Annotated in this window: 8 protein-coding genes; 3 read left to right on the top strand and 5 right to left on the bottom strand. The window is 44.0% G+C overall.

Annotated features, from left to right (window positions below; genetic code table 11):
• Positions 1-329: 329 nt before the first annotated feature.
• The 5 genes from GMES_RS14295 to GMES_RS14315 form a co-directional block, all read right to left on the bottom strand.
• On the bottom strand, positions 330-3,422 hold the full coding sequence (locus GMES_RS14295; RefSeq protein WP_006993437.1) for an error-prone DNA polymerase: 3,093 nt from the start codon (positions 3,420-3,422) through the stop codon (positions 330-332).
• A 2-nt stretch (positions 3,423-3,424) separates the two neighbouring features.
• The gene (locus GMES_RS14300) at positions 3,425-4,876 is read right to left on the bottom strand and encodes a Y-family DNA polymerase (protein WP_006993438.1); all 1,452 of its coding nucleotides are present in this window, start codon (positions 4,874-4,876) and stop codon (positions 3,425-3,427) included.
• A gap of 9 nt (positions 4,877-4,885) precedes the next feature.
• Positions 4,886-5,575, bottom strand: a complete 690-nt coding sequence (gene imuA / locus GMES_RS14305) for a translesion DNA synthesis-associated protein ImuA (protein ID WP_006993439.1) — start codon at positions 5,573-5,575, stop codon at positions 4,886-4,888.
• 177 nt (positions 5,576-5,752) lie between these two features.
• Entirely contained in the window at positions 5,753-6,775 is a 1,023-nt protein-coding gene (locus GMES_RS14310) for an AraC family transcriptional regulator ligand-binding domain-containing protein (RefSeq protein ID WP_006993440.1), read from the bottom strand.
• Positions 6,776-7,678 (bottom strand): GGDEF domain-containing protein, encoded by a 903-nt coding sequence (locus GMES_RS14315; RefSeq protein ID WP_226990309.1) that lies wholly within the window; start codon positions 7,676-7,678, stop codon positions 6,776-6,778.
• Between the two features lie 320 nt (positions 7,679-7,998).
• Here GMES_RS14315 and GMES_RS14320 point away from each other — a divergent pair, with 320 nt between their 5' ends.
• The 3 genes from GMES_RS14320 to GMES_RS14330 all read left to right on the top strand — a co-directional run bounded on the left by GMES_RS14320 (position 7,999) and on the right by GMES_RS14330 (position 13,739).
• The gene (locus GMES_RS14320; RefSeq protein WP_006993442.1) at positions 7,999-10,692 is read left to right on the top strand and encodes a TonB-dependent receptor; all 2,694 of its coding nucleotides are present in this window, start codon (positions 7,999-8,001) and stop codon (positions 10,690-10,692) included.
• Positions 10,693-10,776: 84 nt separating this feature from the next.
• Entirely contained in the window at positions 10,777-11,769 is a 993-nt protein-coding gene (locus GMES_RS14325; RefSeq protein WP_006993443.1) for a purple acid phosphatase family protein, read from the top strand.
• Positions 11,766-13,739 carry a phytase gene (locus GMES_RS14330; RefSeq protein WP_006993444.1) on the top strand — a complete coding sequence of 658 codons (1,974 nt, stop codon included), beginning with the start codon at positions 11,766-11,768 and terminating at the stop codon, positions 13,737-13,739. The genes GMES_RS14325 and GMES_RS14330 overlap by 4 nt, the downstream gene beginning before the upstream one ends.
• Positions 13,740-13,812 lie beyond the last annotated feature (73 nt).

Genomic DNA, 13,812 nt, shown 5'->3' on the forward strand with positions numbered 1-13,812 from the left:
AAAAATCAACTGTAGCCACAATCACATTTCAAAGCTGGTTAACGTAGTAGACGGCTAGGTGTCATACTTCCCTGTAGCTGAGTCCAGCCCGACATCCATGTCGGTCGTTCAAACGGCTGGAGCGGTGCTCCAGAAAGCTCCGTTTTCACCCATCCATTGGGCTATCTCCAGTGCAGCATCCATGTCGGTCGTTCAAACGGCTGGAGCAGTACTCCAGAGAGCCCCGCTTTCACCCCCATGCGATAATTGGCATGCGAGAAGGCAGCGTTGCAATAACGGTGTGGCGCGTTAGTGGTTTAAAACTAAGCGTGTTTTTAGCAGATCGTAACTCAATGAAAATCTCTTGAGTGGATGGCTAGTTCGTCTATTAAGTGGCTTAGGTCTTCTAACCTTCCGGCGATGATATGGGTTACGCCGCCGTCTCCTCTTTCTAATATACCGCTGACCTTTAGTATTTGCGCTTTTAAGTAGGCTTGCTTTTGAGCGCGCGCCGTTGCTTGCCAAACGATCACGTTACTATTGCCTGTATCATCTTCAAGAGTGATAAAGGTAACGCCTGATGCAGTACCTGGACTCTGTCTTCCTTTTACTAAACCAACGACCTTAATCACGGATTTATGCGTAATAGTGTCTAGTTGTGCTGCAGGCGTATAATGACCTAACAAGTTAGCTTCGCTTAGTAAGCGTATTGGGTGTGAATGTAAGCTCATACCAGTGGTTCGATAGTCTTCTAATAATGCGCTGAATTCACTAGGTTGTTCAGGGTTAAAAGCATTGTCCATGGTCAGTTGTTTAAATAAGGGGAGATCGCTTTGAGAGTCCATGAGTGACCACTTGGCCGTGTAACGATTGTCACTAAGACTGCTAAAGGCATTAGCGCTGGCCAATGCTTCTAACGATGCCCTAGTTAGGCCTGTCTCTTTAAGTTGAGCCAATTCGCTATAGCCCTGGGGTGGCCGTGAATCAACAAATTCTTCAATTTCTCTGCGTGATAAGCCTTTAATTAATCGAAAGCCTAAACGAAGAGCAAGTTGGTTGTCTGCTGTTTCTATAATGTGATCATAATACGAGGCATTGATGCACACAGTCAAAACTTCAATGTGATGACGCTTAGCATCTTGAATCAGCTGATCAGGTGTATAAAAACCCATTGGCCAACTATTCAGCAGACCACAGTAAAAACTTTCTGGGTAATAATATTTTAGCCAAGAGGATACATAAGCAAGTACTGAAAAAGAGGCGGAATGTGATTCAGGGAATCCATATTCACCAAAGCCGCATATTTGCTTGTATAGCTGTTCAGCGAACTGAACTTTGTAACCTCTCGCCAGCATGCCTTTAATGAGCTTGTCTTTAAATTTAATTAACTCACCGGTTTTCTTCCAACTGGCCATTGCTCTGCGCAGTTGATCTGCTTCGCCCCCACTAAAGCCTGCTGCAACCATAGCAATCTTTATTACTTGTTCCTGAAATATGGGGACGCCCATAGTGCGAGACAGCACTGACTCTACTTCTTTAGAGGGGTACTCAACAGGCTCTAAGCCGTCGCGACGTTTTAGAAAAGGATGCACCATATCGCCTTGAATTGGTCCAGGTCTGACAATAGCTATCTGAATGACTAAATCGTAAAAGCATTTAGGGCGTAAGCGGGGCAGCATGGTCATTTGCGCGCGGGATTCAATCTGAAATACCCCAACGGTATCTGCTTTTTGTATCATGGCGTAAACATCAGGATCACTAGGCAGCCGGGTAATATCGGCAATTGAAATCGTTTTATTATGATGCTGCCTAATTAAATCAAAAGTTTTTCGTATGGCGGTTAACATACCCAGTGCCAGTACATCTACTTTAAGTAGTCCTAAGCTTTCTAAGTCATCTTTGTCCCACTGGATGACACTACGTTCAGCCATAGAGGCATTTTCAATAGGCACGAGTTGATAAAGTGGGTTGGCTGAGATCACAAAGCCCCCAACATGTTGGGATAAGTGACGGGGAAAGCCTTTAATTTCATTTACTAGGTGAATGAAATGCTTACCTTTGCCAGAGCTTGGGTCTAACCCGAGCTCTGAGATTTGTGCTTGCCAGTTAAGTGCTTTATCTCGCCGATTAATATTTTTTATAAAAAAGTCGAGTTGAGACTCATGAATACCTAGTGCTTTTCCTACATCGCGGATCGCACTTTTTTGACGATATGAGATCACTGTGGCTGCAATTGCGGTTCGCTCTCGGCCATACTTTTTGTAAATATATTGAATGACTTCTTCTCGTCTTTCGTGTTCGAAATCAACATCAATATCCGGTGGTTCATTTCGTTCCTTTGAGATAAAACGCTCGAATAAAACAGAGATTTGTCTTGGGTCGACGGCGGTAATTTCTAAACAATAACAGACCACAGAATTAGCTGCAGACCCTCTGCCTTGATACAAAATATGCTGAGCTTTAGCGTACTGAACAATGTCTGAAATGGTTAAAAAGAAAAATTCATATTTCAATGCTTCGATGAGTTTAAGCTCTTTTGCAATAATGCGTCTTATTGCAAAACTGACCCCTTCGGGGAATCGAATTGACATGCCTCTTTTAACCAAATCGCGCAGATGCGATGTGGGAGTTGCCCCCTTCGGGATAAGCTCAGCAGGATATTGATAACTCAGCTCACTTAAATCAAATGTGCATAAATTTGCAATGCTGGCGCTTTCAGCCAGCCACTTCGCTGGATACAGTCTTTTTAGCTTGCTAATAGGCCTTAGGCTACGCTCGGCGTTTTGTGGGATTTTTTCTACTGAATGTTCGATATTATTAACTTTGTGTATTGAATTTAATACACAAAGTAGTTCGTAGCGTTCGGGTGAATGCATGAGAACACCCCCACAAGCGGTAATTGGAATATTGAATTCCTCGCTAAGCGCTTCACAATGAGCCTGATATAGATGTTCGTCTGAAAGTAAATGGCGCTGGTAGCCAAGCCACAAACGAGTAGGGTAATTCTTGTTTAACCATTCAGCCCAGTGTTTATCAGACGCTAGATCTCCACTAGGAAGCCAAATGGCTAAGCAGTGTTTAGTGGTTTTTAGATCCCATAAATCAAGTTGGTATTTACCTTTTTCTGCGCGGCGCCGAGCGTTGGTTATAATTCGACAGAGCTCAGAATAAGCTCGGTGGTTTGGGCATAGTAAGACTAGGGTTAGTTCAGCATTAAAATGGAATAAGCTGCCCACAATTAGTTTTACCTTAAGATCTTTACTTTTTATTTCGGAGTAAGCGCGTACTATTCCTGCAACGCTACATTCGTCAGTGATAGCAAGTGCTTGATAACCCAAATAGTCAGCTTGATAAATAAGCTCACTTGGGTATGATGCTGCTTGTAAAAAACTAAAATTACTTTGACAAAACAGTTCAGCATATCGGGTGTTTCCAAATGGCATAGCTAGCTGAATATGCCCTGTAAAAACCATTTATTATCGGGTGTTTTAAATACCCAAAACCATTGTCCTTGCTCACTGGTTGCGATGAAATAATCTCGCACAACAGGGTGATGATCCCACCAACCTGTGCTGATACGTTCAGGGCCATGCACGATCGAAACATGCTGAGTAAGCAAGCTAGGCTCAGGTAGTAAGAAACTTGGCCGTAGTGGGGGGCGGTAAATAGGGTTTTGCTCGTTTACGGTTAATGCGCAACAATACTGAGATGCTCGTTCTGGTCGATAGTCGTTAACGGTCATGGGGCTAAAAAGCGCATCGTCACCTAACTTAGCTTGTAGTAACGAAATAAGCTGTAGTCGAGAAATTGCCCCTTGCTTACCCAAGAATAAATCATGCTTATCTGGGCTACGTACAAAGGTGTTTTTCACGTTTAATTGCAGGGCAACGATAGGGGCATTCAATATTAGGTTATCTAACTTTAAAGCGAGCAACCCTAACCAATCTTTAGCACGGTATTCACCCTGTTGGGCTCCCACTACAAATTCGATATTTTCTTTGTCTCGCTGATACAAGGTAATGCTTAATTCTTGAGTCAATTCATCTCTTAATAGTAAGAAATTTTCTAAATTTGAAAGTACCTTATGCATTGGCTGAAGTAATAAATCGCTGCGTTCAATCTCATACAAAAGCTCAATGTATTGTTCAAAGCGTTGTGCAGGATGAAAGAAGTCGACCGGATGTTTAAAGTCTCCTCTTAATTGCCCTAAGTAAGTGATGACCTGAGTATCGAAACGTTTATGTAAATCGCTAAAGGGAATAGCAAGTAATTGTTCAACCGTGCTCACGCCTACACTATTGAGTTTAGTAATGTCTTTTTGAGATAACTCGGTAAAGGTTAAATCGACTTGTTTGAGTGCCTGTTCCATTAATTTGGGATCGTCAGTAATGTGGTCCCATTTTTTAAGAGCAAGTAATTTAGCGGCTAATGGCGAACTTCCTGTGGCAAAATTAAACTCGACGTTTAAAGGCGCTAGCTGTGTTTGTATTATATTCCACAACTGCAGTAAGCCGCCGTATAAGCGCAGCATATTGTCTACTCGAAGCAGTAACCCTTGCTCACTGAAAAAACAAATATCACAAACCACCATGTATAAGCGATGTGCGATCATACTCAACTGCTGCTTTTCAATCTCTGGGTTGAATGGCACAACTTGTAACCCCCCATGTAAAGCAGCCGCTGTGCCTAAACTCATATAAGGCTTGATACCAGTAAATCTAGCAGCTTGATTAAGCTGAACGATGCCGTGTTGCATATCAAGGATGACCACAGGTGTCTCAACGCCATCTTGAGCTGGCTCTAACTGCTCGTTAGGGCGCGCTTTAGAGGGGCCTAGTGTGTGGTAAGAGTCGAGCTGCAAATTAGGAAAATGCAGATAAAGCCATAAAGGTTGCATGCAGTCTTATTAGCCTGTGAGGCTATGGATCCTAGGTAGAGGAACAATATTAGATGACTTTGGTTGCCGTGTTAGTGATGGCCAAGCTTGAGCCATATTCACAGTAAATGGCTGGCCGTGGCTTCCCCCTTTACGTTTGGTCACTGTGACCTGTATCCCTTCTGGACAAGGAGCTAATTCTAGGGCTAGTGCAACTGGAAGAGAAAACGATGTAGGTTGCTGCTGACGCATAACAACACTCAATGCTTCCCCAGTTTCAGCTGCAAACTGTAAACGTTTCGCTTGATGTACTTCTAACCCTTGATGCCACAAAAACACGCCCTCGCAACAACCACTTTTTAAGCACTGCTCTGTTGACCACAGCGCCTCTTTTGCATTTTTAGGTTCGATAATCAAAATACGCGATAGCTCAAAGCCCATTTTGACCAACATGGGCGCATTCAATCGTGCCGGAGCCCCAATAAAAACGAGTAATTTTTGACTATTTTGTTGGCGTAATACAAAACTAGGCAGCAATAGTCGCAATTCACCGATGCCAATTGGGCTACTGATATCTACGACGCCTTGTTCAGGTAAACCTCCTTCTAGATAAGCATCAAGACTATCAAAACCGCTAGACAAGGTTTTGTGAGCACCACTCACTTGGCTTGCTTGCCAAAGTAATCGCTTGTTTTTAAGTTGATCGATTGTTGAGTTCATACGCCACCTTTGCTGTATATAAATACAGTATATGAAACATGACAAGATATGCAAGGTTTTGCCGTGAAGCACAGCTACAAGATCGTAAACTCGATTGATTTTTAAAACGTTTATTTTTTGCGAAGGGGAAATACCAAGCAGCATTAACAAGTATTCACTTATTAACCTGAATTAGTATTATAGGCGTAATTGACTTGGGGTTGAGCCTGTCCAGCGTTTAACGGCGCGCCTGAAATTGGGCACATCAGAGAAGTCCATTAGGTGCGCTGTGTCTTCGTTATTCAGTTTTTTCACTTGTAGTAAATGAATAGCTTGCTGCATACCTAACTCATCTTGCAGTTGCTGGAAGCGTATCTTGTAAAGCTTTAGCTTACGTTTTAGCGTCGCTGGACTCATACCAAAGGCGTTAGCTGTATCTTGTAGGGTTTGCTGACGATGATGACGCAGATGGTTTCTGACGGCTTCGATAAAACCAAGTCGTGTTGACTGGTTCTGTTTTAATTGCTGAATAGCGTGCCACTTAAGGCTTTGACTTTGTTGTAAAAAAGGCGCATTTAGCCAAGGTAAATCAACGCGAATACGCAATAACGGTTGAGAGAAGTTAAGTCTATAACCTAGGTTCTCTTCATATTCCTGTATATGCCTTGGTCTGGCAAAGGGAAAGTCAAAATGAAAGGGCACTCTACGATCAAGCAAGAGGCGAGTGCCGGCCACCAGTGCGGTAAAATAACTTTCGGTAATAAATTGCCATTGAGCAGCACACCCTAAAGCATCGTTGAATACCAGGTGCAGCTGTTGATTATCCCGGTAGGTATAAGCGTGCATAAAGGGGCAAATCTGCAACCGAAAGACCTGCAATAAACGCAAAGCATCTTTTAAATCACGACTGTGTAGCAAGGCATTGGAAATATGCCCATAATTACTGGGGAATATTCGTCGGCCAAGCAAAAACGAACAATCATGGCTGTCTACCTGAGATTGAACGTTGGCCATTAACCCTAGTAATTGGGCTGGGCTTAGTAGAGCGCGTCCTGATTTAATATCTTGATAGAAAATTTTTGTGCCTCGTAACAAGCGTTCTTTATTCGCCCCTCGGCTGATTGCCAAGTCCATTAAACTTGCCGCAAGCTGATGGGCAGGTAAGCATTTGTCCTCTAGGCTGAGGTATCGTGGGCGACATGCTGTCACTTGCTGCGTCATTTACGCATGCTGCTTAGAGTCATCAAGGCGTCGATTAACCCGACTGATAATACTGTCAACCGCGTCCCCGGTTCGAGCTGCTTCAGTGGCAATCGTCATAGAGTGGAAAATCGGTGATGCTTGTTCATAAGGCTTAAAAGCAAGATGAGAGATAGCTTGGCGAATATCCTGTGCGAGCTCATTGGCAAGTGTTAAGTCGGTACCTGGCAACAATAAAATAAATCGATCACCAGCATAACGACATGCCAAGTCCGTAGTGCGTAGGTTCATTAAAATCAGCTCTGATATTTCACGCAATAACCTGTCACCTTCTTGAGGGCCAAATTGACGGTTAAAACGGTCAAAATTATCAATATCTAACATCATGATCGAAAAAGGGCTGTCGTCTTTAGTACGCAGTTGCATGTCTATTTGCCCGCGCATATAGTCGGCGCGGTACAGTTGGGTAATAAAATCAATTTGCCCATGCTCACGGGTATTCGCTTCACGGCGACATAGCTGACGGTTTAACGCAAGTTGTTCTTGATGCCAATGCCACAGTGCGTAGCTCATGATCAGCATGCCGATACCTGCGGGGATAGATTCAATCAAACTCAGCCCAGCGGCGGCTGCTTGGTAATGCACAAACTCATCAAATAAATCCAGCAAGGCAGAAAACATAAAGCAGCTTAAACCCAGTACTAAGCCTGTCGTCACACGCCCTGGTGGGCGGCTAATTAAAATAAAAAACAACCAGAACAGTGAGAGCAACGCGATACTGCCTTCGCCTAAAATATCTAGCCAGCTGATCTCTTGCCAGTCTTTCAATTGCCCCAAACCAAAGCTCAAGCTTACTGATAGCGAAAGGCATGCCGCAATGAGCGACACCAAATTCTGGTGACGACTTAATAAAGATATATTCATAGTGGGTTTCTCAAACAACAAAACCTGATCCTGACATAAAGCATTAATACTAAAGAGGTCATATTGGCTCAGCTAAGTGACAGTTGAATGAACTTTCACACATTATAATTACGTGAAAATAGCGCCTAGCAAGCGTATTTACGTGAACGGTGAGGGGTCAAATAGGCTCAATTACCAGCAAATTAACCTCGAATATGCGCCTAAGTCGCTGAAATGGCGGTAAGACAGCCAAGGTGTTCATGAAACTGTCATACGTCCTGACTAGTTTGACGGGCAATTAATCAGCTATATCACTGACACCATTAAATCGAGGAAACAGGATGCCAATCAAAAAGTCGACTCTCACTATAGCGTGCATGAGTGCGTTACTCAGTTTATCGGCCGTAGCCCAAGAAGCGGGGAAGCTACAAGGTTTGTTAACAGATAGCAGTCAAACAAGCTATTTCTCTGGCGCGCAAATCACAGTAAAAGAATTGGGTTTGAGCACGGTATCTAGGCGTGATGGCTCATTTCGTTTTACCAATCTACCTGAAGGGCAATATACCCTAGAGATAACATACTTAGGTGCTGATACGCTTGAGGTCCCTATTGAGATTAAGTCTGGTGAGATCTTAGCGAAAGACTTTGTACTAGTAGGGAAACGCGCAGATTTAGAAAATATTATCGTCTATGGCCAACGAGCGGGACAAGCAAGCGCACTAAATCAACAGCGCAGTGCTGATAGCATTAAATCGATAGTTTCTTCAGATGCCATTGGTCAATTTCCTGATCAAAACGCCGCAGAAGCCTTACAACGTTTACCTGGTTTGTCTATCGAACGTGACCAAGGCGAAGGGCGCTACGTGGGAATACGAGGTATTGACCCTAACTTAAATAATGTAACGATTAATGGTTTAAACGTACCTTCTCCGGATGGTGGCGCACGCTCGGTTGCGCTGGACGTTATACCATCTGAACTCATTCAAACCTTGGAAGTATCAAAGTCCGTCACCCCAGACATGGATGGAGATGCCATCGGCGGGTCCGTTGAAGTTAAAAGCCTAAGTGCGTTTGATAAAAAAGGCACAAGTGCCAGTGTCACCGCTCAGGTCAGTCACAACGATTTACGTGATGAGGTCAGCCCTAAGTTATCTGGCAGCGTGACAAATGTGTTTAATGACACATTTGGGGTGGCCGCCGCGCTATCTTATTACGATCGTGATTTTGGTTCTGACAACATAGAGTCCAATGGTGACGACGAGATAGAGCAGCGTTATTACAGTATCAACCGTGAAAGATTGGGCGCGGCAGTTAATTTTGATTACCGTCCTGATTTTAACAATCAATATTACTTGCGTACTTTATACAGCCGATTTGCTGATGATGAATATCGTTTAGCAAACACCTTTACCTTCGATGATGATGACTCTGAAGTAGAGCGTGGGAGTAAAGACAGATACGAAGAGCAAAGTATTTTGTCATTAACGGCAGGCGCCGAACATCAACTTAATGATTGGTTAATTGAATATCAACTAGGTTACTCGAAAGCAGATGAAGATGAGCCGAGCTCTTTGTACTACACCTTTGTAGGCGAAGAAATGGATATATCTTCAGATATGCAGGGAAAGATACCGACTATCGTGCAAGATGCCTCAGTGATGGAGCTATCAAACTATGAGCTTGATGAAATAGAGCTTAGCCAAAACGAAGCACAAGACACAGAAAGTAGTTTCAAGTTTGACGTCACTCGCTCTCTAGAAGTAAGCGGACACAGCGCCGAAATTAAATTCGGTGGAAAATACCGGGATAGAGAAAAGACCAATGATGCCATTGTTTCTCTTTATGATGGAGACTTTGACGGCGTTGACCCTAGCCAATTTGAAGCGGCAGCGCCAGATTGGGGGCTAGGGGACTTCGGGCCAGGTTTACATAAGGGCGCTATGCGCGACTACTTCAACCAAGAAGAAGATGCGCTTGAATTAGCAGAGTTAGATTCTGAGGTCGAATCAAACGGCGCTACCTATAGTAATGAAGAAGATATTCTAGCCGTCTATTTAATGGGTAAAATTGACATTAATGACCTGCGCATTGTGGCTGGTTTGCGCTACGAAGACACTGACTTTAGTACGTCAGGTATGCGAGTTGAACTCATTGAGAATGAAGAAACCGATGTTGAAGAAGTCGTAAATACTCTTTGGAAAAGTGCTCGAAGCTACAATCATCTACTGCCAAGTTTAAATGCGCGATACGAGTTTAGTGACAAATTAGTCGCACGCTTTGCGTATACCCAAACTATTTCTCGCCCGAAATTCGAAGATGTAGCTGCGTATCAAATTATTGAAACTAAAACAGAAGAAGACGATGGAGTCTTCGTGACTGAGCGCGAAGCTGAAGCGGGTAACCCAGAGTTACTGCCTTATGAGTCAGAGAACATTGACTTATCTATCGAGTATTACCCAGGCGACATAGGGGTGCTATCGGCAGGTTATTTCCACAAGAGTATTGATAATTTCATTATTATCGCAGACGTGGCAGGAACAGAAGGTTGGGAAGGGTACGAAGAAGTCACCCAAGCCATAAACGGCGATACCGCAACCGTAGATGGCATTGAACTATCTTGGGTCAAAGGCTTCAACAATGGCTTTTTAATCTCAGCTAATGGGACAATAACCGACTCTGAAGCAGAAACCTTGTTAGATGGTGAGCTTTATAAAACCTCTTTACCTAATCAATCAGACAGAATAGGCAACCTTACGTTGGGATATGAAAATAACCAAATGAGCTTGCGCTTAACCATGTCATACAAAAGCGAAAACCTTGAAGAGATTGATGGTGACTTGATTCGCATGGAAGACAGCCATCAGCAAATAGACTTTAGCGCTAAGTACTTTATCAATGAGAGTATGCACGTCTACTTTAACGCCATTAATATCAATGATGAGCCTTATTATAATTACTTTGATACCCCTAGTGTAAATGCGCAGTATGAAGAATATGGCCGTACCCTAGAGCTAGGTTTTAACTGGACTCTGTAAATAGTGTACCGAGCACTTAGCTAAGTAAGTGCTCAAACTCAATCTTCTAAATAACCGCCAAATAGGCGGTTTGGGAGTTAATTCATGTTCTTAAATAGATGTAATGCGATAGTGTGCGGCTTGCTGTGCGTATTGAGTTCATTGGCTTTAGCACAAGGCGGACCGCAGGTTTACGACGAAGCCCATTACCAACAGCATCACATTAGGCAATTGCAGGAAACCCCAGAAGGGCTTGATTTCTTGGTGCTAGGTGATTGGGGGCGAAATGGTCACTATCAGCAAAGGCAAGTCGCTATGTGGATGGATGTGGCCATGCAGCAACTTGATGGTGATTTTATTGTCACCACAGGCGATAACTTCTATTCAAACGGGGTTGCGTCGATTCATGACCCCTATTGGCAAAGCTCATTTGAACACATATACCAAGGGCCTCATTTATTTGAAGATTGGTACGCAATATTGGGAAATCATGATTACCGAGGTAATTGGCAAGCGCAAATTGACTACACGCATGTTAGTCGGCGCTGGCAAATGCCTGCACAATATTATGCCAAAAGCATTGCGCTAGAAGATGGTGCTTCCGTGCTGATGGTATTTCTGGATACCAACCCACTCAACCCTGAGTACCAGCACGAAGCTAAATATGCCGCTACTCAGCAACAAGATGCTAGCAAACAGCTGGCTTGGTTGAAGCATCAACTTGCTAACTCAAACGCCACCTGGAAGGTGGTTATCGGTCATCACCCATTGTACTCCAGTGGCAAGCGCTATGGGAAAACTAGCGGTATTCGAGGTGCGTTAGAGCCTATTCTTGAAGGTCATCAAGTTGATGCCTACTTTGCTGGACATGAGCATGATTTACAGCACAACCAACCAGAGGGCACCCGCGTTGCGCATTTTGTATCAGGTGCCGGGTCAGAAGTGCGCCCTGTTGCCCAGCGCGAATTTACCAAATTCGCCATTTCACAAGCAGGCTTTGCCACGGTGGGAATAGACAAAGCGCACATGAATGTGCGCTTCATTAGCGCCGACGGGAAGCTGCTTTATCAGTATCAAATTAAAAAGGACAATTCGTGAGAAACATTTTTTTATGGGCAAGTTTGCCCCTTGTGTTAAGTGCTTGCCAAATGGCACCTATTGACAGCGCAAAGACTCAAGAGCCTTCAGGCACCTCTTTTTACACCATGCAGGTAAGCCCGCAGTCTTTTAGTGAAAATGCCGCTGTATCTGGCAAAGTAGTGTTACCTATTACACACGACAAGCAACAATATTGGTTAATGACAAGCGAGCAGAAAGGCTTACTGTTAACCGATAAAAACGGAGTCACATTAGCTCAATACCCAGGTAATTTTGAGGCACTTGACCGGCGCGCTGATATTGTTATCGCAAATAAAAAGTGGGATATGCTAGCCACTGTCGACAATGAAAGCGGCGCTGCGTTACTCATAGGCTTAGATTGGCAAAATCAGGCATTTAAGCTGCTAACGACTATTACTCACAACTCAAGTATTGAGGCGTTATGCTTACAGACACTGCCTCATCAACCCGATTCAACGCCCAATGTCGCCGTCATAATTGCAGATGATCAGGGTAAGCTTACCCAACGCATAATGGTTGATGGTCAGTATAAAAGCCTAAGCAATGTTTTGTTGCGCGAGTTTGTCGGCGTACCACAAGTGAAAGACTGCGCAGTGGATGACGCAAGCCAATCTTTATACCTAGCGGAAGAAAACATCGGTATATGGCGTTACGCCGCTGAGCCTGAAGCCGAACTTGTGCGCGAGCTTGTGGCTGTTTCAGGTGTGCATGGTCAGTTAAAAGGTGAAGTGACCTCTGTTGACACCTTAACCGATGGACGCTTGCTGGTGGCCACCCCTGAGCAGCACGGAGTTTGGTATATCGACCCAAAGCAAGTTAATGAAGCACAATTGATCGCACTAAAAGGTACATTAGGGGTTGAAAGTGTTCATGGGTTAAGCACCAAGCAAGGCCTACTGGTAGGGCTATTTGATGATGGAACAGGTGTGTATCAACAGGCTGTTTTACCTATCACAGAAGCTATTCAAGGGCCCGTTAGCCCTCGCTTTAACGCCGTGTTGGCAACGGTGCAAACCGAAGCGGTAGCAACGTCAGGCGATGCCGCTGACGATCCAGCCATTTGGCACAATGCTCAAGCTCCTGAGCTGTCACGTATTCTTGGTACCAATAAAAAACGCGGCTTGAACGTTTACAGTTTAAAGGGGGAGTTGTTGCAAAGTTTGGCGGTAGGTCGTGTGAATAATGTAGATGTTCGTCATGGTTTTACGCTGGCTGGCAAAACATTCGACATTGCCGCTGCGAGCAACCGAAGCAAGCGCAGTATTAGTTTATTTGCTATCGAACCACACTCGGGTGAGGTGTCGTATCTACAAGATGTTGCCACTGATCTGAATGATGTGTATGGCTTATGTATGGCACAGGTAAATAACCAATATTATGTCTTTATTAACGATACAGATGGGCATTTTGAGCAGTACCAACTTGAGGGTAAAGGCAGCCAAATTAAAGGCAAGCTTGTACGGCAATTTAAGGTTGCCAGTCAACCAGAAGGGTGCGTGGTAGATGATGAGTATGCTCAGCTTTACTTCGGGGAAGAAGCCAAAGGAATTTGGCAAGTGGATGCAACAGTGAGCAAAGCGTTACCGAGACTGATCGCGCCCCTAAACGACGATTTTGTGGCAGATGTTGAGGGTATGGGGATTTATCACCTAGATCAAAAGCGCTATTTGGTTGCATCTAGTCAAGGAAACAATAGTTATGGGGTTTTTGCCTTAGATGATCGTAATCGTTATTTAGGTAGCTTTACTATCGACATGAATCTGCCCGCTAATATTGATGGCGTATCAGAAACTGACGGCCTTGAAATCAGCTCACTAAGCTTTGGTGATGCCTTTCCTAACGGTTTAATGGTGGCGCAAGATGGGCGCAACGTTATGCCAAGTCTTAATCAAAATTTTAAGCTGGTGGATGCAACGCAAATTGCTCAAATCATTCGTAATTGGTTGTAAAAGGCTGCTTGAAACTCGCCTATGCCACAGCTTGAAAATCTGTTGTGAAGGGGCATAATTGGCTCTTCATTCC

The organism is Paraglaciecola mesophila KMM 241, from assembly GCF_000315015.1.
Taxonomy (GTDB): domain Bacteria; phylum Pseudomonadota; class Gammaproteobacteria; order Enterobacterales; family Alteromonadaceae; genus Paraglaciecola; species Paraglaciecola mesophila.